Origin of the sequence: Candidatus Pelagibacter communis (assembly GCF_001180205.1) — a bacterium.
Classification (GTDB): Bacteria; Pseudomonadota; Alphaproteobacteria; order Pelagibacterales; family Pelagibacteraceae; genus Pelagibacter; species Pelagibacter ubique_O.
The window spans coordinates 1-20,581 of record NZ_CVSU01000045.1 but is presented as its reverse complement, the minus strand read 5'-3'; the positions used below and the strand labels follow the sequence as shown (position 1 = coordinate 20,581).

Genomic DNA, 20,581 nt, shown 5'->3' with positions numbered 1-20,581 from the left:
TAAAAAGATGTCTTCATCAAAAAATCTTGATTTCGAAAAAACTTCATTTTTAAACAAATCTAATAGTGCATTTATAGAAGAAATGTATTTAAAGTTTGTAAATAAAGATGCTGATCTTCCAGAAAGTTGGGCAAATTATTTTGAGGGAATTGGTGAAGAATTAAATGTTATAGCAAAAGAAATTAATGGGCCATCATGGGGACCTACTAAAAAAAAGATTGATATTGATGAATTACAAAAAAAAATAGAAGAACAAGATAAAAATGATTTTGATAATGTCAAATTAGACACTTCAGAAAAATTTAATTTTCAATTACTTGCTGACTCAAACAAAGATTCTATTAGTGCTGTAGCATTAATTAGAGCATATAGACTAAGAGGACATTTATTAGCAGATCTTGATCCTTTAGAAATGAGAGAGTCCGAATATCTAGATGAGCTTCATCCAGATTTTTATGGTTTTAAAAAAGAAAATTATGATAAGAAAATTTTTCTAAACGGGGTAATCAATCGTAAATATGCAAATATAAAAGAAATACTTAAGTTTATGAAGAAAACCTACTGTGGAAAAATAGGTTATGAGTTCATGCATATTTCAAACCCAGATGAAAGAAAGTGGTTTAGGGACAGGATAGAGCAAGATAAAAATGCACTTCAATTTACAAAAAATGGTAAAGAGGCAATTTTAAATAAATTGGTACAGGCAGAAGGATTTGAAAAATTTTTAGCTACAAAGTATGTGGGAACAAAAAGATTTGGTTTAGATGGTGGCGAAAGTTTAATACCTGCTCTTGAACAGATAATAAAAATTGGTGGTCAAAATAATATAAAAGAAGTTAAAATAGGTATGTCTCATAGAGGTAGGCTTAACGTTTTAGCAAACGTTTTGCAAAAATCTTACAAAAAAATTTTTAATGAGTTTGCTGGTGAGTTTAGTGCTGACTCTGAAGATAGTGCTGGAGATGTAAAATATCATCTTGGAGCGTCGTCTGATAGAGAATTTGATGGAAATTCAGTACATGTCAGTTTGACAGATAATCCCTCTCATTTAGAAGCTGTTAACCCAGTTGTTTTAGGTCAAACAAGAGCCAAACAATTTTTTCATAAAGACCGTGAAAGAAATAAAGTTATACCTATTCTCATTCATGGGGATGCAGCCTTTGCTGGTCAAGGAGTTGTAGCAGAATGTTTTGCAATGTCTGGACTACCAGGGCATAACACTGGAGGAACAATTCATATTATTGTTAATAACCAGATAGGATTTACTACTAGTCCAAGATTTGCGAGGTCTTCACCTTATCCATCTGATGTTGCAAAAATGGTAGAGGCTCCAATTCTTCATGTTAATGGTGATGATCCAGAAGCAGTTGTTTATGCAACTAGAATAGCAACAGAATTTCGATTAAAATTTAATAGAGACGTTGTAGTAGATTTAATTTGTTATAGAAGATTTGGACATAATGAGGGTGATGAACCTTCATTTACTCAACCTTTAATGTATAAAAAAATTAGATCTCATCCCAGTGTTTACAAAATTTATGGAAATAAATTAGTAAACGAAAAATCTATAACTGAAGAATTATTGAATCATAACGTTAAATCATTTAAAGATTTACTTGATGAACAATACAAAAGTGCAAAAGATTATAAACCTAAAATAGAATGGTTTGAGGGAACATGGTCAAGATATAAACCTGAAAGAGGCAAAGATAAGAGGGGTATAACAGGTTTTGATGAAAATAAATTAAAAATAATCTCAGGTAAAATAAATAGCATTCCTGAGGAAAAAAATATTCACAAGACTATCTCTAAAATATTTAATGCCAGAAAAGAAAGTGTCGAAAAAGGTACTGGAATCGATTGGTCTTCAGCTGAGTCTTTAGCTTTTGGATCTTTGCTTGAAGAGGGATATCCAGTTAGGCTTGTAGGGCAAGACTCTGGAAGAGGAACATTCAGTCAACGACATTCTGTTTTAAGAAATCAAATAGATAATTCTAGGTATATTCCTCTTAATAATATTTCTAAAAATCAAAAGCAATTTGAAGTAGTAGATAGTTTTTTATCTGAACTTGCAGTTTTAGGTTTTGAATATGGTTATAGTCTAGTAGAGCCAAACACACTTACTCTTTGGGAAGCACAATTCGGTGACTTTGCTAATGGAGCTCAAGTAGTAATTGATCAATTTATTGCATCTGGTGAGAGAAAATGGAATAGAGCATCTGGCATAGTAATGTTGTTACCTCACGGATATGAAGGACAAGGACCAGAACATTCTTCAGCAAGATTAGAAAGATTTTTACAACTATGCTCAAACGATAATATGCAAGTAATGAACTGCACAACCCCAGCAAATTATTTTCATGCTTTAAGAAGACAAATGCATAGGAGTTTCAGAAAGCCACTAATCATAATGACACCAAAATCATTATTAAGAAATAAGTATTGTGTTTCAAATTTAGAAGATTTTAACAAAAAAAATACTTTCCATAGAGTATTGTGGGATCATGCTATAGATCCTAAGTCTAAAGGATTTATTAAACTAAAAGAAAGTTCTAAAATAAGAAAAGTAATCCTTTGTTCTGGAAAAGTATATTTTGATTTGTTAGACGCCAGAGAAAAGCTTAAAAGAGATGATGTAGTGATGTATAGAATTGAACAATTGTATCCATTTCCAGCAAAAGCTTTGGTTAAGGAGTTAAAACCATACTCTAAAAATGCCGAATTCTTTTGGTGTCAAGAAGAACCAAAAAATATGGGTGCTTGGTTTTCAGTTAGAGATTATATCCAATGGACATTAGACACTTTAAAGGCTAATAATAATAAAATTTCTTATATAGGAAGAAGCCCAGACGCAACTCCTGCAACAGGATATGCCAAAAGGCATAATTCTCAACAACAAGAAATAATTAAAAAGGTATTTGATTAATTTTAATGAGTAAAAAAATAGTAGTCCCAGTTCTTGGTGAAAGTATAACGGAAGCGACTGTTGCAAAATGGTTAAAAAACGCAGGTGATACAGTCGAAGCAGATGAGCCTATTGTAGAACTTGAGACAGACAAAGTAAACTTAGAAGTACCATCTCCAATTGCTGGTGTGTTAACAGAGATAAATTCACAAGATGGATCAGTCGTTGAAGTAGGAGCATTATTAGGTTCTGTATCAGCTGAAGGTGGAACAGTGGTTAAATCTGCGCCGAAAATTAGTGAAGAAATTAAGAAAGAGGAAATTGTTCCTGCAGAGAGCAATGTAATAAAATTAGATACAAATAAAAAAGAACCAAAAGTATTTGAAGAAAAACCCAAAGAGAAACCTTTGGTTTTAACTGAGGAAGTTAAACCAGATGTTGCTCCACAAAGAAGTGTTAATACAACCTTGTCTCCAGCAGTGAGAAAAATAGTAACTGAAAATAATATCGATATTAATTCAATTCAAGGTTCAGGAAAAGATGGGAGAGTTTTAAAAGGAGATTTAATAAGTTTGATGGGTGCAAATCCAAAACCATCCGAAAGAAAAATTCAATATGGTGAAGAAGAACGAATTAAGATGACTAGGTTGAGACAAACTATTGCAAAAAGATTAAAGCAAGCTCAAGAGAATGCAGCTCTTTTAACAACATTTAACGAGGTTGATATGAGCAGTGTGATGGAAATGAGGAAAGAAAATCAAGAGGATTTCCAATCTCGTTATGGGATAAAATTAGGATTTATGTCTTTCTTTGTAAAAGCATGTGTAGTTGCTTTAAAAAATTTCCCTGCGGTGAATGCTGAAATAGACGGAGATGAGATTATCTATAAAAACTATTACAATATTAGCTTTGCTGTCGGAACAGATAAGGGTTTGGTTGTTCCAGTTTTGAGAAATGCAGATGAATTATCCTTTGCTGACATTGAAAAAAATATTAAAGAAATTTCAGAAAAAGCGCGCGATGGAAAGCTAACGATTGAAGATCTTCAGGGAGGAACATTTACAATAAGTAATGGAGGTGTGTATGGGTCTATGCTTTCAACCCCAATACTAAACTTACCTCAATCTGGAGTGTTGGGCATGCATAATATAGTGGAAAGACCTGTTGTTGTAGATGGTGAAATCAAAATAAGACCAATTATGTATTTAGCATTATCATATGATCACAGAATTATTGATGGAAAGGAATCTGTATCTTTCCTTAAAATGATTAAAGAAAACTTAGAAGACCCTAGAAGGTTGTTTTTAGATATTTAAATGTCAGAAAAATTTCAAGCTGTAGTTATTGGAGGTGGACCGGGTGGTTATGTGTGCGCAATCAGACTTGCTCAATTAGGATTAAAAACTGCATGTATAGAGTCTAGAGGGTCTTTGGGAGGTACTTGTTTAAATATTGGTTGTATCCCATCAAAAAGCTTACTTAATCTGTCTGAAGAATTTCACAAAGTAAAAAGTTTAGCAAACAAAGGTATTGAAGTTGGTGAAGTAAAATTAAATTTAGACAAAATGATGAAAAGCAAAGATAAAGCTGTAACCGTTCTTACAAAAGGTGTTGAGTTTCTTTTGAAAAAAAACAAAGTTACTTACTTTAAAGGACACGGAAGTTTTAAATCTAAAAATGAAATTTTAATAAAAGATGATAAAAATAAAGAAACCATCATCCAAACAGAAAAAACAGTTATTGCAACAGGATCAGTTCCAGTTTCATTACCGGGAATAGAAATAGATGAGAAAACAATTGTCTCATCAACAGGTGCTTTAAAGTTAGAAAAGGTGCCTAAGAAAATGGTTGTAGTAGGAGGAGGCTATATAGGATTGGAGATGGGATCTGTATGGTCAAGACTTGGAGCAGAGGTGGAAGTTGTTGAATTTCTAGATCATATTACGCCTGGAATGGATAAAGAAATCTCTTCAGAATTTATGAAAATTTTAAAAAAACAGGGTATGAAATTTAATATGCAAAATAAAGTTGAAACAATTAAAAAAAATGCAGCAGGTGTAGTGGTTTCAACAGTAGATAAAGATGGTAATAAAAATAATTTTGAGTGTGATGTTGTTTTAATCTCTGTTGGCAGAAAACCTAATACAGATGGTTTAAATTTAGAGTCTGTAGGAGTAGATCTTGACGAAAGAAATAGAATTAAAACTGATAAAATTTTTAAGACTAACGTTGAAAATATTTATGCAATAGGCGATGTAATTGTTGGTCCAATGCTTGCACATAAAGCGGAGGACGAAGGTATAGCAGTTGCAGAAAACATAGTTGGTCAATCTGGACATGTAAATTACGATACAATTCCAGGAGTAGTTTATACAACACCAGAAGTAGCATCAATCGGAAAAACTGAGGAACAATTAAAAGAATTAAATAAAAAATATAAAGTAGGGAAATTTTCGTTTATGGCTAATTCAAGAGCTAAGGCCATAGATGATGCAGAAGGTTTTGTTAAGATTTTAGCTGATGAGCAAACAGATAAAGTATTAGGTGCACATATAATTGGGCCTCATGCAGGAGAATTAATTGCAGAGATCGGTGTTGCAATGGAATTTGGTGCAAGCGCAGAAGACATAGCCCGAACCTGTCATGCTCATCCAACTTTTTCAGAAGCAGTTAAAGAAGCCGCTTTATCAGTAGATAAAAGAGCAATACACTCTTAAACTATAGGATTTTATAGGAAAATCCTAAATTATCCTTTTCCATCAATAAGAATAATCAAATTTTTCAAATTAAATTAATCATTTTAGATTTGTTGTGATTAATATCTTTTTTAAAATATTAATTCGTATTTCTTGGCATATTCTTGGCACAGCGCTGAAAATTCTCTTGGCACAATCTTGGCACGGGTATGTATTTGACTCTCAGTTAGACTCCTAACTTAAGATTTGTTAGTCTTAATAAATGAACAAAAAAGGCTTCACCTTAATAGAACTTCTAGTCGTAGTAGCAATCATTGGTATCTTAGCTGCAGTAGGTGTAGTTGCTTATAGTGGGTATACAGCTAGTGCAAAAGCTACAGTTGCAAAGACAAATCATAATCGTGTTGTTAAACAAGTTAGACTAATAATTGCAAATTGTGAATTGGAAGGTAGCGTTCAATTAATGAGCACGTTGAATAGCAAAAAGTATTATACACATAAGTGTTTTGGAAATGTTCAGGCATTTTTTCCTGAGCATTTTAAAAACCATATTAATAATCAATTAGAGTGGATTAACAAATCTTCACTCACTGGTTGGAATGGAAAAAATTTGTATGTATTACAAGAAGGTAGTATGTATAATTATCATGCAGGATTTGTATTTTTGAGAGTACCATCAAATTCAAACAAGCAAGTATGGGTAAATCTAGGTACTTGTATTAAACAACCATGTAGCGACACGAAAAATCAATTAGAAACACAAATTTCTTTTGATCAATGGTAAAAATGAAAAATAAAGGCTTCACCCTAATAGAACTCTTAGTCGTAGTAGCAATTATCGGTATTCTAGCTGCTGTAGGAGTTGTTGCTTATAGTGGTTATACAAGTGGGGCTAAGAAAACAAGTTGTAACCAAACACATAAGGCTGTTGTTAAAACTATGAATGAGGGACTTGCAATTTGTAGTACCGGGGTTATGCCATTAAAATTGTATAAAATTTCAGGAAGTAAATGGAGCCAATATACAAATTTTTGTGAATTTGATGGAAACAATAATCCAACAACCGGATGGGAATTTGGGGAAGGAGAACATATAGCTCGACACTTTCAATATCAAAATTACAGAAATGCTTATGATAACACTTTGAATGCTGTTCAGTCTGGAAGAAGATGCAATGGAATGAAGTGCTCTTTAGTTGATGTTGGGGAAACAGCGTATCAAGTACTTAGGGATGGAGGAAAGCTATATTACTTAGTCTATTCAAGATGCTCTGATAATGATGAGACAGCAACAAGAATAGATTTGAAATGCGCATACGGAGACTCAATAAAAACTTGTTATTAAATTATGAATAAAAAAGGCTTCACCCTAATAGAACTCTTAGTCGTAGTAGCAATCATAGGTATTCTAGCTGCAGTAGGAGTAGTTGCTTATAGTGGTTATACTGAGGGTGCAAAAATTTCAGCCACTAAATCTAATCATTCGACTATAACGAAAATGGTAGGAGCAAAGTCAGCATTGTGTAGTGTCGGAGAGCCAATAACATATACAGATATTAATGGAAACGAAAAGTCTGTTAACTGTCCATTAAATATAGACTCATTTATAAATTATATGAACCAAACAGTTTATGGAATGAACTGGACTAGTCCTTTTTATGGAGGTAATCCACCTTATGGATCTTGGTGTAAACTCAACGTTACTAATTGTAGTCCTCCTGGCTATATGACAGCCTGTCCATCTCATGCACAACAAGGAGGTTATTTATCTATTTTTAAGGTAAATGCTAACACAATTAAAATCTGTTCAAATCTTGGAAATAGTTCTGGACAAACAAAATATATTGAAAATACAATTTCATATGAATAAAAAAGGTTTCACATTAATAGAACTTTTAGTCGTTGTAGCTATCATAGGAATATTAGCTGCAGTAGGAGTAGTTGCTTATAGTGGTTATACGAGTGGTGCTAAAGTAAGTGCAACAAAAGCAAAATTTGAAACAATCAAAAAATATATTTCAGCTGAAGTTTTAAAATGTGATTTAGGTGAAACCAATATTATGAAAAGATCAAATGGTAGTAGTATAGCTTGCTCAGGTATGACATATGGAAAAATTATTCCACACTTACAACAATTATTTAATACTGATCAAAACGCAACCAGCGTCTATACTAATTTAACTTATGTTAGAAATACTGGTCCATCAACAAATTCAAGTAGTATTGGATCAATTCATTTAAATGGTATTTCACACGATAGTAAATTTAATCCAGGATTAAGTCCTTCTCTTAAAAATAATGATATAAGGTTAAGTACATGTTTCAAAGAACCATGTAGCTCTTCTGATAATAACTTATATTATGTGGTAGAGATAAATTGATATAATTCTTTTATTAAACAAAAAGACCTCACTCTAATATAACTCTTAGTCTTAGTAGCAAATAAAACATAACTTGTGTCAAGATTCTATTTGGAATAAGATCTTGAAAAAGGTTAAGAATGATAAAAATTATTCGTGAAATATTCGTATTTATTGGCACATTCTTGGCACAGAAAGAAGGAAGTTAAATTGTCTCTAAAAGTATTTTGTATCAACAGTTTTGGCTATATGAAAAAAAGTCAAATACACTCTTAATTTTTTTTCATATTATAAAAATATGAAATTTCCGATTCTTGTACCAAATATTTTTAATCATCCGTTTACTTATGAAAGTAATTTAAATCTTAAAGTTGGTGATTATGTACTTGTACCTTTTGGAAAATCCAAAATTACTGGTGTTGTGTGGGACGAATTTGAAAAAAATAACAATAGAAATTTTAAGACTAAAAATGTAATAAAGAAATTAGACGTTACTCCATTAAAAAAAAATACAATAAACTTTTTAAATTGGTTTGCAGAATATAATCTTATCCCAAAGGGTATGGCATTAAAGTTAGTGCTCTTAAGCAGTAAGGCAATAGAGAATAAAGAAACTCAACTTTATCAAATATTCGATAGCAAAATTAAACAAAACTTAATCAAGCTATCTGGTGATCAAAATAAAACTCTAAAAAAAATGAATATTTCAAATAAAAAATTTAGAGTTCATGTTTTGCAAGGCACCACTGGATCAGGTAAAACTTTAGTTTATTTTGAAGCGTTAAAACCACTGATAGAGAAGGGTTTTCAAGGATTAATTTTATTACCAGAAATTGGTTTAACCAGCCAGTTTGAACAAAAATTTTTAGAATATTTTGGTTTTAAACCTGCAGTTTGGCATTCTGGCATTTCAAAAAAAAAGAAAGAATTAATTTGGAGTGGCGTTTCTAACGGTAAAATAAAAATAATTATTGGAGCAAGGTCTTCACTATTTTTACCATTTAAAAAATTAGGAATGATAATTGTTGATGAAGAACATGATCAATCATTTAAACAAGACGAAGGTATAACCTATAATGCTCGTGATATGGCAATTTCCAGAGCATCTTTTGAAAATATTCCAATCAATTTGATTACCGCTGTCCCGTCTATAGAAACTTTTGAAAATATTAAAAAAGGGAAATACGAAGTTTCTAGATTAAATGAAAGATATCAAAACGCAGCATTACCCAATTATGAAATTATTAATTTGAATAATACAAAACTTGAAAAACAATCATGGTTATCAAATAAAATTGTTGAAAAAGTTAATTTACATTTGAAAAAAAAAGATCAAGTTTTGTTTTTTTTAAACAGAAGAGGTTTTTCTCCAAATGCTTTATGTAATAAGTGTTTTACAAGTTTTACATGTCCAAATTGTAGTATCAATTTAGTTTATCATAAAAATAAAAATAACCTATTGTGCCATTATTGTGGATATAAATCTGATCTTGAAAGGAACTGTACAAAAGAAGGCGATTGTGAATTTATTTTTAGTGGTCCTGGTGTTGAGAGAATTTCAGAAGAAGTAAAAAGAAAATTTCCTGGTAAAAAAATAGAGATCTTTTCAAGTGATACAATGAATAAAAAAGATTCTAAAGAAAAAATAGATAAAATTATTAATAATGAAACGCATATTTTAGTTGGAACTCAATTAATTTCAAAAGGTTTTCATTTTCCAAGCTTAAATTGCATTGTGGTTGTTGATATTGATCTTACATCTCAAGGACATGATTTAAGAGGTGCAGAAAAAAATTTACAGCTTTATCATCAACTTTCAGGACGTGCAGGAAGAACAGGAAAGCCAGCAACTGTATATTTTCAAACCTACGAAAATAATACTAAGATGATTTCAGAAATTACAAGTAAAAATCCAGATATTTTTTTAGAAAGAGAACTGGAGATAAGGAAAAAAAATAAACTACCACCATTTCAAAGATTTATTTCTTTAATATTAACTGGAGACAATGAAATTAAATTAGAAAAAGAAGCTATTAATTTTAAAAATTTTATTGAAAATAAAATAGAAGGAAAAATATTAGGGCCAGTGAATGCTCCATTGTTTAGATTAAAGAGAAAATTTAGAATTAGATTTTTAATTAGAGGCTTAAAATCTATGAAACTACAAAGTTCTCTTGCAAAAATTATTCCAAAATATAAATTTTCTTCTGGAATAAAACTTTCAGTTGATGTTGACCCAATTAACTTCAATTAACCGCAAAAAAGATGCCTTTTTTACGAATCCGCTACTTGAAGACATAAGGGTCATATGCTATTTAGGGCGTGATTTTTAAATAATCTTCAACATTATAGAGGAACCAAGTTGAGTAAAGACACCGGATTTTCAATAACTTCAGCTGAAAGGTACTCTCTTGCGCTTTTTGAACTTTCAGAGGAAAACAATCTTTTAAGTCAGATCGAAGATCATTCTTCATCTATTCTTAATTTAATTGATCAAAGTGAAGATTTTTCTAATTTGATTAAAGATCCAACTACAAGCCGACAAGATTTACTGAAAGTAATCAATACAATCTCTGAAAATAATAAATTTGAGTCTTTATTTAAAAATTTTTTATGTTTTTTAATCCAAAAAAGACGTTTCTTTTTTATCGAGCGTATTCTTAAAAGTTTTATTGAAATTTGTTCAAAAAAAAGAGGTGAACTTAAGGCAGAATTAAAATCAGCAAAAGAATTATCTAATGAAGAAATTGAAAAAATTACAGAGGATTTAACAAAAAATTTTAGCTCAAAAATAAAATTAAACTACAAACATGATAAAAGTTTAATAGGAGGTCTGATAGTACAAGTTGGAAGTACTATGGTCGATACCTCAATTAAAAATAAATTACAACAAATCGAAAATAGAATGATAGAGGCATAAATGGAAATAAATCCTTCAGAAGTTACAAAAATATTAAAAGAACAAATTAAAAATTTTGGTGATAAAGCAGAAGTCACTGAAGTTGGTCAAGTTTTATCAGTTGGAGATGGTATTGCTAGGATTTATGGTTTGGATAATGTTCAAGCTGGTGAAATGGTAGAGTTTGCAGATGGTTCAAAAGGTATGGCTCTAAACTTAGAAAGTGAAAACGTTGGTGTCGTAATTTTTGGTGATGACAGAAACGTTAAAGAAGGGGATGTGGTAAAAAGAACTGGTAATATTGTTGATACTCCAGTTGGAAAAGAATTATTAGGAAGAGTAGTGGATGGTTTAGGAAATCCTATTGATGGAAAAGGACCATTAGACAAAGGAATTAAAAAAAGCAGGGTTGAAGTAAAAGCTCCTGGTATTATTCCACGACAATCAGTAAGTGAACCAATGCAAACTGGTCTTAAATCAATTGATAGTCTAGTTCCGATTGGAAGAGGGCAAAGGGAATTAATTATTGGTGATAGACAAACTGGTAAAACAGCTGTTGCAGTAGATGCAATCATTAATCAAAAAAAAATCAATGAATCTGGAGATGAAAAACAAAAACTCTATTGTATATACGTTGCAGTTGGACAAAAAAGATCAACAGTAAGACAAATTCAAAAAACACTAGAAGAAGCTGGAGCTATGGAGTACACAACAATCGTTGCTGCTACTGCATCTGACTCTGCTCCTTTACAATTCTTAGCACCATACACAGGTTGTGCTATGGGTGAGTATTTTAGAGATAATGGAATGCATGCGTTAATAATTTATGATGATTTGTCTAAACAAGCTGTTGCTTATAGACAAATGTCATTGTTATTAAGAAGGCCCCCAGGACGTGAGGCTTATCCTGGAGATGTATTTTATCTTCATAGTAGATTGCTTGAAAGAGCAGCAAAATTAAGCGATGAACATGGTGGAGGGTCACTTACTGCACTGCCAATTATTGAAACACAAGGTGGAGACGTATCCGCGTTTATTCCAACTAACGTTATTTCAATTACAGATGGACAAATTTTCCTTGAAACAGAACTATTTAACCAAGGTATAAGACCTGCAATTAACGTAGGATTATCAGTATCTAGGGTTGGTTCATCAGCTCAAACAAAAGCGATGAAAAAAGTTTCTGGTTCAATGAAACTAGAGTTAGCACAATACAGAGAAATGGCAGCTTTTGCTCAATTCGGATCTGATTTAGATGCATCCACTCAGCAACTCTTGAATAGAGGCTCTAAACTAACTGAACTTTTAAAACAAAAACAATATTCACCAATGACTGTTGCGGAACAAGTTATTTCAGTATTTTGTGGAGTGAAAGGTTATCTTGATGATATTGATTTAAAAGACGTTGCTGAATTTGAGAGCAAGATTATTGAAAAATGTAAATCAGATAAGCCTGAAATTATCGAGTCAATTTTAACTTCAGGAAAACTTGAGGAAGATAAAGAAAAATTACTTGTTGAGGTAATCACTCAACTAAAAGGAAATTTTAAATCTTAATAATTTATGGCAAGTTTAGACGACCTAAAAAAAAGAATAGCTAGTGTAAAGTCTACACAAAAAATTACTAAAGCTATGAAAATGGTTGCAGCAGCTAAATTAAGAAGAGCTCAAGAAAGCGCTGAGAAGGGAAGACCTTATTCTGAAAAAATGAATAATGTTATTTTAAATTTATCAAATGGTATATCTGATAAAGAAAATGCACCAAAGTTATTGTCAGGGACTGGTCAAGAAAAAACTCATCTCTGTGTGGTGATGACTTCTGATAGAGGTTTATGCGGCGGATTTAATTCTAATATTATTAAAAAAGCTAAAAGTTATTTTGCAAAAATTATAGATGAAGGTAAAGAACTTAAAATTATTACAGTAGGCTCAAAAGGAAACGACCAATTAAAAAGAGTTTATGGTGATAAAATAATTGAAAATATTTCTTTCAAAGAGTCTAAAAATGCAAATTATTTTGATGCTGACAAAGTTGGGAAAATGATAATTGAAAAATTTGAGGCAGGTGAATTTGATGTTTGTACAATTTTTTATAACCAATTTAAAAATGTAATTACTCAAATTCCTCAAGCACAGCAAATTATCCCTTTAAATAATGAGGGAGAAGAAAATAATTCAGAAGAAAGTTACGAATTTGAACCAGATGAAGATGAAATTTTAAGCAATTTATTGCCAAAGAATATTTCTACGCAAATATTTAAAGCAATGTTAGAGAATTCAGCTAGCGAACAAGGGTCTAGAATGAGTGCAATGGATAATGCAACCCGAAACGCAGGTGAAATGGTTGACAAACTTACTATCGAATATAATAGAAGTCGTCAGGCAGCAATTACAAAAGAACTAATAGAAATCATATCAGGAGCAGAAAGTTTATAATTATGAGCAAAGGAATAATCACACAAGTTATTGGAGCGGTAGTAGACGTAAAATTTGATGGTGAACTACCAGAAATTTTAACAGCATTGGAATGTAAAAATGGTGATAACAGACTAGTTTTAGAAGTAGCACAACACTTAGGTGAAACCACTGTTAGAACAATTGCTATGGATGCTACTGAAGGACTAAAAAGAGGTGATGAAGTTACCAACACAAATGCTCCTATTCAAGTTCCGGTTGGGCCTGAAACACTTGGAAGAATTATAAATGTAATTGGGGAACCAATTGACGAAAGAGGTGAAGTTAAAACCAAAGAAAGTTGGCCAATTCATAGAGCTGCACCCGAATTTAATGATCAATCAACAGAAACTGAAATCCTTGTAACAGGTATCAAAGTAATTGATTTGCTTGCACCTTATGCAAAAGGTGGAAAGATTGGATTATTTGGTGGAGCAGGAGTAGGAAAAACAGTTTTAATTATGGAATTAATTAATAACGTTGCAAAAGCTCATGGTGGTTTTTCAGTTTTTGCGGGAGTTGGAGAGAGAACTAGAGAAGGAAACGACCTTTATCATGAAATGATTGAGTCTGGAGTAATTAAAAAAGAAGGAGCTGGTTCAAAAGCTGCTTTAGTTTATGGACAGATGAATGAACCTCCTGGAGCAAGAGCAAGAGTTGCACTTACAGGGTTAACTGTAGCTGAATACTTTAGAGATCAGGAAGGTCAGGACGTACTTTTCTTTGTAGATAACATTTTTAGATTTACTCAGGCAGGATCAGAGGTTTCAGCTTTGTTGGGAAGAATTCCATCTGCTGTTGGATATCAACCGACATTAGCTACTGACATGGGTAACCTACAAGAAAGAATTACGACTACAAACAAAGGGTCAATCACATCTGTACAAGCAATTTATGTACCTGCTGATGATTTAACAGACCCCGCTCCAGCAACATCGTTTGCTCACTTGGATGCAACGACTGTACTTTCAAGACAAATTGCAGAAATTGGTATTTATCCTGCTGTAGATCCACTTGATTCTACATCAAGAATTTTAGATCCAAGAATTGTTGGAGATGAACATTATAGAGTAGCAAGAGATGTTCAACGAATTCTACAATCATATAAATCACTACAAGATATTATAGCTATTCTTGGTATGGATGAGTTATCAGAAGAAGATAAATTAGTTGTAGCAAGAGCAAGAAAAATCCAGAGATTTTTATCTCAACCATTCTTTGTTGCAGAAGTATTCACTGGTTCTCCAGGAAAACTAGTTGATCTTGACTCAACCATCAAAGGTTTTGATGCAATCTGTAAAGGTGAGTATGACCACTTACCTGAAGCTGCTTTTTATATGGTTGGAACAATTGAAGAAGCTATAGAAAAAGCTAAGAAAATGGAACAAGAAGCTGCTGCTTAATGAGCGAAGAGTTTAAAGTTGAAATAGTAAATCCTGAAAAATCTTTTTTAGTAAAAGATGATGTTTCAGAAGTCGTTGTCCCTGCTTTTGAAGGAGAGATGGGAATATTGAAGGATCATATTTCTATTATTTCCTTTTTAAAACCTGGGATAATTAAGATTTTATCAAAATCAGGTGATGAAAATTACTATGTTGAAGATGGTATTGTTGAGTTTAAAAATAATAATCTATCTATTTTGACAAGTACAATTTTTAATCTCACTGATTTGGATAAATCAAAGCAACAAGATTTACTTAAACAGGCAGAAGAAGAGGCTAATAAAACTGATATTAATGATCAATCAAAATATTTAGCAGATCAAAAAGTTCAAGTTTTAAAAACTCTAAATTAATTTTTTTACTTTTTCTTTAAGTTCTTTGTAAACATGATGTTTAAAATCAACAACAACATCAGTAATTAAATCTAAGTCAATCCACTTCCAATCTAAAAATTCTGGATTAGATGTATTAATATTTATTTCATTATCATTTCCAATAAATCGCATTAAAAACCATTTTTGCTTCTGACCTTTGTACTTACCTTTCCAAATAATACCTAGTAATCTATCAGGTAAGTCATAGGTTAATGTACCATCTAATTCTTTTATAAGTTCTACGCTTTTGATACTTGTTTCTTCTTCTAGTTCTCTAAATGCAGCTTTTAAATTATCCTCTCCCTCATCAACACCACCCTGAGGCATTTGCCAAAAATTTTTAGGATTATCAATTCTTTTTGCTACGAATACTTTATTTTCTTTGTTCAATAACACAATTCCGACCCCACTTCTTAGTGGTAAATCTTTAAAATTTTTATTCATATTATCCGTTAAGTAACTTGATAGCGTAGTTTAATTGATTATCAGTATCAGTTTTTATTCTAAAATCATCACCTTCTTCATTTACTTCAATATCTGGTCTAACACCTACTTCAGAAATAGATTTTCCAGAAGGAAGATAATATTTTGCGACAGTTAATCTGATAGCACCACGATTTTTTAAAGGAATAATTGATTGCACAGAACCTTTACCAAAGCTATTTTCGCCAACGATGATTGCTCTTTTGTGATCCTTTAAAGCTCCAGCAACAATTTCAGAAGCAGATGCTGAACCATAGTTGATTAAAACCAATAGTGTTTTTCCATCAGTAATATCTCCTTTTTTTGCAAACCATTTTCTATTTTCAGATTTTTTTCTGCTTTTTGTTGAAACTATCTCTCCATTTTCTAGAAAAAAATCTGATATCTTTATTGCTTGAGATAAAAGACCTCCAGGATTATTTCTTAAATCTAAAATAAATGAATTTAAGTTTTTATCTTTTTTAAGTTTTTTAATTTGTTTTTCTATTTGATCACTACTGTTATCGTTAAATGAAGTAAGTCTGATGTATCCTATACTTTCATCTATTATTTCAGATTTAACAGATTGAACCTGAATAACTTCTCTTATTATATTAAATGTTAATGCTTTTTTTTCACCTCTTCGTCTTACTGTTAACTCTATTCCAGAACCTACAGGTCCTCTCATTAAATCAACAGCTTCACTTAATGATTTTCCTTGAACCTGAACATCATTTATTTTTACTATGTAATCACCAGCTTTTAATCCAGCCCTAGATGCAGGTGTATCATCTATTGGTGAAATTACTTTTACCACACCAGCCTCCATGCTAACTTCAATTCCTAGTCCACCAAATTCACCACTGGTTTCTGTTTGCATTTCATCAAAAATTTTAGGAGACATGTAGGATGAATAAGGATCTAAGGATTGTAAAAGTCCATTGATAGCAGAGTCCATACTCTCAGATTGATTGAACTCATCAACATATTCTTTATTAATTTTTTCTAGAACCTCACCGAATAGATCAATTTTTTTATAGATATCAATTTCAGCTGAAATAACTGTTTTATTTAAATAAAAAACGGAAAAAAAAAATAATAATAAAAATTTAATTTTTTTCATATCATCACTTTTTCTTTTGGAATTAGCTCTGACCAAATTTTTTCTAATTCATAAAATTTTCTTTTTTCTGGATGAAAAATATGAACAATCAAATCAATCCCATCAACAAGTTTCCATTCTCCACTTTCTTTACCCTCAATTTTTGAGTCTTTTACACCGTTATTCTTAAGTTTTTCTAAAACTTGTTCTGATAAAGATTGAATATGTCTAGATGAGGTTCCACTTGCTATGATCATGTAATCAGCCATAGAACTTTTGTCTTTAAGATCAATAGTTACAATGTCTTGAGCTTTATTGAGATCTAGAGTGTTGATTACAATTTCTTTTAAGTCTGAAATTTTGTCCATTAATTGAATTTAGATTATCAAATTTTTCTTAATTGAGAAGATGAAATGTTGACTTTATTAAACTCAATAAATTCTAGATTGGTCTTTCTAAGTTGCTTAAATGTCTTTGATTTTAAAGAATTTTTTTTATACCCATGTCTATCAAAAACTAGGATGTTACATTTTTTTGAAATTAATTTAGATTTATGCCATTTATGAAAATTAATAAGGTTGTCGGCACCCATTAAAAAATAAATTTCAATGCTTTTATCTTTTTTTAAATAATTGATTAAATTAATAGTTTTATTTGATTTAATAATTTTTTCATAAAATTTAACCTTAATAAATGAATTTGTACTAATAATTTTTTTACAATATTTAATTCTGTTAGCAACAGATGTCTTGCTCTCTATTTTATACGGATTTTTTTTTGTAATTGCCCAAATAACTTTTTTGAGTTTAAATCTTTTTTTTGCCTCCTTTGAAATTGCTAAGTGTCCTTTGTGAGCAGGATCAAACGATCCACCTAATACACCAATTTTTATTTTTGTGTTATTCAATTTAATTTCTTATTTTACCATTACTAGTTATTTCATATTTATATGAAATCAATTGATTTAAACCCACAGGACCTCTTGGTGGCAGTGTATTAGTAGAAATTCCAACTTCTCCACCAAATCCAAATTCACCACCATCAGCAAATTGAGTCGAAGTATTATGCATTGCAATTGAGCTTTTAACATTTTTTAGGAAATATTTTGCTGTCTTTTTATTTTTTGTAATGATGGAGTCAGTGTGCATAGTTCCGTATTTGTTAATATGCTTAATTGCCTCTTCAGAATTTTTGACAACTTTAACAGATACAATTGATGATAAATATTCAGTTGACCAATCTTTTTCTTTTGCAGGATATATTTGACCATTGTAATAACTTTTCAAAACCTTTTCGCCAATTATTTTACAACCACTATTTTCAAGTTCCTGTAAAATAGGATTGCTAAATTTTTTAACTATATTTTTATGAATAAGAATAGTTTCAGTCGCGCCACAAATACTTGTATTTCTTAATTTAGCGTTATAGACAACTTCTTTAGCCATTTTTAATTCTGCATCTTTATCTATATAAGTATGACAAATTCCCTCTAAATGCCCAATTATAGGTACTTTGGATAATTCCAAAACTTTTTTAACTAAATTTTTTCCACCACGAGGTATGACGACATCGATATATTTTTTCATTTTAGAAAGCATTATATCTACTAGTTTTCTTTGTTTTGAGTCGATAAATTGAATAAAGTTTTCATCAACTTTATTTTTTTTAAGTGCTTTTCTAAACAACTTAGCTAAGGCTTTATTAGAATTTATAGCCTCAGAGCCTCCTTTCAAAATCACTACGTTTCCAGATTTAAAACAAAGACTAGCAACATCTGAAGTTACATTTGGTCTACTTTCATAAATAACACCAATAACTCCAATTGGTATTGATACTCTTTTTATGTTCAAACCATTTGGTCTTTTCCATTTTTCTAAAGTGTTGTCTATAGGGTCCCTTAATTTAGATATTTTTAAAATAGAATTTATAATTCCATTCAATTTATTTTCATTTAAATGAAGTCTTTTGATTAAGTTCTCTTTTAAACCTCTTTTTCTTGCGTAATTAATATCTTTTGAATTTTGATTAATAATAAATTTTTTTTCATTCTTAATTAATTTTGCGTAATCATTTAAGACTTTATTTTTTATTTCAGTTTTAACTTTATACTCACTAGCTTTTCGAGCTTTTATTCCAATTAAATTCATATATTTAATCATTTAAATTTCCACCATATCATCTTTATGAATAACTTCTGATTTTGCAACATAGCCTAATAATTTTTCAATTTCATTCGAGTGATGACCCATAATTTTAGTCACCTCATCAGAGGTAAAGGAACTTAAACCTCTAGCACATTCGTTATTTTTTTTATCTAATACTTTAATATGATCACCTTTGTTAAATCTTCCCGAAACTTTTTTAATGCCTGCTGCTAACAAACTTTTTCCAGATTTTAATGCTTTTTTAGCACCATCATCAATTATTAAAGCCCCTTTAGGTGCTATAGAACTTATTATCCATTTTTTTCTGGCATCTAACTTTGAAACTTTTGGACTAAACCAGGTGCAGTTATTTTTTTCAATTATTTTTGAGATAGGATTTGAATATAGTCCATTTGCAATAACCATACTAGTACCAGCAAGCTGACATATTTTTGCTGCTTCAATTTTTGTATGCATACCACCACTTCCATATTCATTTACGCCTTTAATATAAATTTTTTTTAGATTTTTTTTTAGGTCATCAATTTTCTTTATTAGTTTAGCATCCTTAAAAATTTTAGGATTTTTTGTATACAAACCATCAACATCAGATAATAAAATTAAGGTATCTGCGTTTGTAATTTGTGCAACTCTAGATGCCAATCTATCATTATCTCCATATTTTATTTCACTCGTTGCAATAGTGTCATTTTCATTTACTACAGGAATAAAACCAAGTTCAAAAAGATTATCAAAAGTTCGTTTTGCATTGAGAGATCTTCTTCTTTCCTCGGTATCTTCTAATGTAAGCAAAATCTGAGAAATATTTAATTTATATTTTGCAAAAGTTTGTGAAAATAAATTCATCAGCTCTATTTGACCAATAGAAGCGATAGCTTGACTTTTATCTAATTTAATATTTTTTTTATTATAATTCATTTTCTTGCAACCTAAGGCTATAGCACCAGAACTAACGATAACTACTTTTTGATTTGTATCTCTTAATTTTTTAATATCTTTTGCAAAACTAGATAACCATTTTCTCCTAATTTTTTTATTTTGATCAACTAGAAGAGATGATCCAATTTTGACAACAATTATTTTGGAGTTTTTAAGATACATAAGACAAAAGTTTTGCTTTAATTTTTGATACAGATTTTTTTTCCAGAGTTGTCATTGTCATAATCTCACAATTTTTACCTTTTGAAAAATGATCTATAACTTCATTTGCTGTTTCTTCATCAATCAAATCAATTTTATTAAGCACAATTAGTTCTTTTTTTTCTAATAACTTTGCACTGTAGCTTTTTAATTCATTTTTCACCTGATTATAAGACACATTCAGATCTAAGTTGGTGACATCTATTAAGTGCAGTAAAGACTTACATCTCTCTATATGTTTTAAAAACTGTATACCTAAACCTATACCTTCGTGAGCTCCTTCAACTAATCCTGGAATATCTGCAATGGTAATTTCTTTATCATCGTAAGAAGCAACACCAAGGTTTGGATTAATAGTTGTAAATTTGTAATTTGCAATTTTTGGATTTGCGTTTGTTAAAGCTGCTAACAAACTTGATTTTCCTGCATTAGGCAATCCAATAATACCGATATCAGCAATTGTTTTTAATTGAAGCCATATTGTAAATTCTTCTCCGATAGTGCCTTTAGTAAATTTTCTTGGAGCTTTAAAGGATCACAAAAGAGCAATCATCGTTGGCGAAAATAGCTTTGGTAAAGGTTC

19 protein-coding genes and 1 pseudogene are annotated in these 20,581 nt (G+C 30.7%); 13 read left to right on the top strand and 7 right to left on the bottom strand.

What is annotated here, in order from left to right:
• Positions 1-7: 7 nt before the first annotated feature.
• The 13 genes from AMO08_RS02055 (at position 8) to atpC (ending at position 15,108) form a co-directional block, all read left to right on the top strand.
• Entirely contained in the window at positions 8-2,926 is a 2,919-nt protein-coding gene (locus tag AMO08_RS02055; RefSeq protein ID WP_075484685.1) for a 2-oxoglutarate dehydrogenase E1 component, read from the top strand.
• Between the two features lie 5 nt (positions 2,927-2,931).
• Positions 2,932-4,221 (top strand): 2-oxoglutarate dehydrogenase complex dihydrolipoyllysine-residue succinyltransferase, encoded by a 1,290-nt coding sequence (gene odhB / locus AMO08_RS02050; RefSeq protein WP_075484683.1) that lies wholly within the window; start codon positions 2,932-2,934, stop codon positions 4,219-4,221.
• A complete protein-coding gene (gene lpdA / locus AMO08_RS02045) occupies positions 4,222-5,622 on the top strand; it encodes a dihydrolipoyl dehydrogenase (RefSeq protein WP_075484681.1) in 1,401 nt (466 codons plus the stop codon). It abuts the gene before it with no gap.
• Positions 5,623-5,863: 241 nt separating this feature from the next.
• Positions 5,864-6,385, top strand: a complete 522-nt coding sequence (locus tag AMO08_RS05960; RefSeq protein WP_306452495.1) for a type IV pilin protein — start codon at positions 5,864-5,866, stop codon at positions 6,383-6,385.
• Positions 6,379-6,945 (top strand): pilin, encoded by a 567-nt coding sequence (locus tag AMO08_RS05955; RefSeq protein WP_425304629.1) that lies wholly within the window; start codon positions 6,379-6,381, stop codon positions 6,943-6,945. Before AMO08_RS05960 ends, AMO08_RS05955 begins: the two co-directional genes overlap by 7 nt.
• A 3-nt stretch (positions 6,946-6,948) precedes the next feature.
• Entirely contained in the window at positions 6,949-7,470 is a 522-nt protein-coding gene (locus AMO08_RS05950; protein WP_179850731.1) for a type IV pilin protein, read from the top strand.
• Positions 7,463-7,981, top strand: coding sequence for a pilin (locus AMO08_RS05945; RefSeq protein ID WP_075484679.1), 519 nt, complete (start codon positions 7,463-7,465; stop codon positions 7,979-7,981). Before AMO08_RS05950 ends, AMO08_RS05945 begins: the two co-directional genes overlap by 8 nt.
• Positions 7,982-8,258: 277 nt before the next feature.
• Positions 8,259-10,214 (top strand): replication restart helicase PriA, encoded by a 1,956-nt coding sequence (gene priA / locus AMO08_RS02020; protein WP_075484677.1) that lies wholly within the window; start codon positions 8,259-8,261, stop codon positions 10,212-10,214.
• 108 nt (positions 10,215-10,322) lie between these two features.
• Positions 10,323-10,880: an ATP synthase F1 subunit delta gene (gene atpH / locus AMO08_RS02015; protein ID WP_075484675.1), complete on the top strand. Its 558-nt coding sequence runs from the start codon at positions 10,323-10,325 to the stop codon at positions 10,878-10,880.
• Entirely contained in the window at positions 10,881-12,416 is a 1,536-nt protein-coding gene (gene atpA, locus AMO08_RS02010) for a F0F1 ATP synthase subunit alpha (RefSeq protein WP_023854659.1), read from the top strand. It begins immediately after the preceding gene.
• A gap of 6 nt (positions 12,417-12,422) precedes the next feature.
• Positions 12,423-13,295, top strand: a complete 873-nt coding sequence (locus AMO08_RS02005; RefSeq protein WP_075484673.1) for a F0F1 ATP synthase subunit gamma — start codon at positions 12,423-12,425, stop codon at positions 13,293-13,295.
• Between the two features lie 2 nt (positions 13,296-13,297).
• A complete protein-coding gene (atpD, locus tag AMO08_RS02000) occupies positions 13,298-14,716 on the top strand; it encodes a F0F1 ATP synthase subunit beta (RefSeq protein ID WP_023854661.1) in 1,419 nt (472 codons plus the stop codon).
• Positions 14,716-15,108, top strand: coding sequence for an ATP synthase F1 subunit epsilon (gene atpC / locus AMO08_RS01995; RefSeq protein ID WP_075484671.1), 393 nt, complete (start codon positions 14,716-14,718; stop codon positions 15,106-15,108). Before atpD ends, atpC begins: the two co-directional genes overlap by 1 nt.
• Here the strand turns inward: atpC and AMO08_RS01990 are convergent.
• From AMO08_RS01990 to AMO08_RS01960, 7 genes and pseudogenes are all read right to left on the bottom strand, one after another.
• Positions 15,100-15,573, bottom strand: coding sequence for an RNA pyrophosphohydrolase (locus AMO08_RS01990; RefSeq protein WP_075484669.1), 474 nt, complete (start codon positions 15,571-15,573; stop codon positions 15,100-15,102). The genes atpC and AMO08_RS01990 overlap by 9 nt on opposite strands.
• Position 15,574: 1 nt before the next feature.
• Positions 15,575-16,714, bottom strand: coding sequence for a S41 family peptidase (locus AMO08_RS01985; protein WP_075484665.1), 1,140 nt, complete (start codon positions 16,712-16,714; stop codon positions 15,575-15,577).
• Entirely contained in the window at positions 16,711-17,061 is a 351-nt protein-coding gene (gene rsfS, locus AMO08_RS01980) for a ribosome silencing factor (RefSeq protein WP_075484663.1), read from the bottom strand. Before rsfS ends, AMO08_RS01985 begins: the two co-directional genes overlap by 4 nt.
• Before the next feature lie 17 nt (positions 17,062-17,078).
• Positions 17,079-17,606 (bottom strand): nicotinate (nicotinamide) nucleotide adenylyltransferase, encoded by a 528-nt coding sequence (gene nadD / locus AMO08_RS01975; RefSeq protein WP_256997638.1) that lies wholly within the window; start codon positions 17,604-17,606, stop codon positions 17,079-17,081.
• Positions 17,602-18,852: a glutamate-5-semialdehyde dehydrogenase gene (locus AMO08_RS01970; RefSeq protein WP_075484652.1), complete on the bottom strand. Its 1,251-nt coding sequence runs from the start codon at positions 18,850-18,852 to the stop codon at positions 17,602-17,604. The genes nadD and AMO08_RS01970 overlap by 5 nt, the downstream gene beginning before the upstream one ends.
• Entirely contained in the window at positions 18,853-19,959 is a 1,107-nt protein-coding gene (proB, locus tag AMO08_RS01965) for a glutamate 5-kinase (RefSeq protein ID WP_075484650.1), read from the bottom strand.
• Positions 19,949-20,527 (bottom strand): annotated as a pseudogene (locus AMO08_RS01960) (GTPase); the annotation flags it as partial. The pseudogene AMO08_RS01960 and the gene proB, both read right to left, overlap by 11 nt.
• Positions 20,528-20,581: the final 54 nt, after the last annotated feature.

What these genes read in the sequence shown, in the direction of transcription:
- AMO08_RS02055 (WP_075484685.1), top strand. Translation starts at nt 8, where the DNA reads ATGTCTTCATCAAAAAATCTTGATTTCGAAAAAACTTCATTTTTAAAC.
- lpdA (WP_075484681.1), top strand. Translation starts at nt 4,222, where the DNA reads ATGTCAGAAAAATTTCAAGCTGTAGTTATTGGAGGTGGACCGGGTGGT.
- priA (WP_075484677.1), top strand. Translation starts at nt 8,259, where the DNA reads ATGAAATTTCCGATTCTTGTACCAAATATTTTTAATCATCCGTTTACT.
- AMO08_RS05950 (WP_179850731.1), top strand. Translation starts at nt 6,949, where the DNA reads ATGAATAAAAAAGGCTTCACCCTAATAGAACTCTTAGTCGTAGTAGCA.
- odhB (WP_075484683.1), top strand. Translation starts at nt 2,932, where the DNA reads ATGAGTAAAAAAATAGTAGTCCCAGTTCTTGGTGAAAGTATAACGGAA.
- AMO08_RS02005 (WP_075484673.1), top strand. Translation starts at nt 12,423, where the DNA reads ATGGCAAGTTTAGACGACCTAAAAAAAAGAATAGCTAGTGTAAAGTCT.
- rsfS (WP_075484663.1), bottom strand. Translation starts at nt 17,061, where the DNA reads ATGGACAAAATTTCAGACTTAAAAGAAATTGTAATCAACACTCTAGAT.
- AMO08_RS05960 (WP_306452495.1), top strand. Translation starts at nt 5,864, where the DNA reads ATGAACAAAAAAGGCTTCACCTTAATAGAACTTCTAGTCGTAGTAGCA.
- atpC (WP_075484671.1), top strand. Translation starts at nt 14,716, where the DNA reads ATGAGCGAAGAGTTTAAAGTTGAAATAGTAAATCCTGAAAAATCTTTT.
- AMO08_RS01970 (WP_075484652.1), bottom strand. Translation starts at nt 18,852, where the DNA reads ATGATTAAATATATGAATTTAATTGGAATAAAAGCTCGAAAAGCTAGT.
- AMO08_RS05945 (WP_075484679.1), top strand. Translation starts at nt 7,463, where the DNA reads ATGAATAAAAAAGGTTTCACATTAATAGAACTTTTAGTCGTTGTAGCT.
- AMO08_RS05955 (WP_425304629.1), top strand. Translation starts at nt 6,379, where the DNA reads ATGGTAAAAATGAAAAATAAAGGCTTCACCCTAATAGAACTCTTAGTC.
- AMO08_RS01990 (WP_075484669.1), bottom strand. Translation starts at nt 15,573, where the DNA reads ATGAATAAAAATTTTAAAGATTTACCACTAAGAAGTGGGGTCGGAATT.
- atpA (WP_023854659.1), top strand. Translation starts at nt 10,881, where the DNA reads ATGGAAATAAATCCTTCAGAAGTTACAAAAATATTAAAAGAACAAATT.
- atpD (WP_023854661.1), top strand. Translation starts at nt 13,298, where the DNA reads ATGAGCAAAGGAATAATCACACAAGTTATTGGAGCGGTAGTAGACGTA.
- AMO08_RS01985 (WP_075484665.1), bottom strand. Translation starts at nt 16,714, where the DNA reads ATGAAAAAAATTAAATTTTTATTATTATTTTTTTTTTCCGTTTTTTAT.
- proB (WP_075484650.1), bottom strand. Translation starts at nt 19,959, where the DNA reads ATGTATCTTAAAAACTCCAAAATAATTGTTGTCAAAATTGGATCATCT.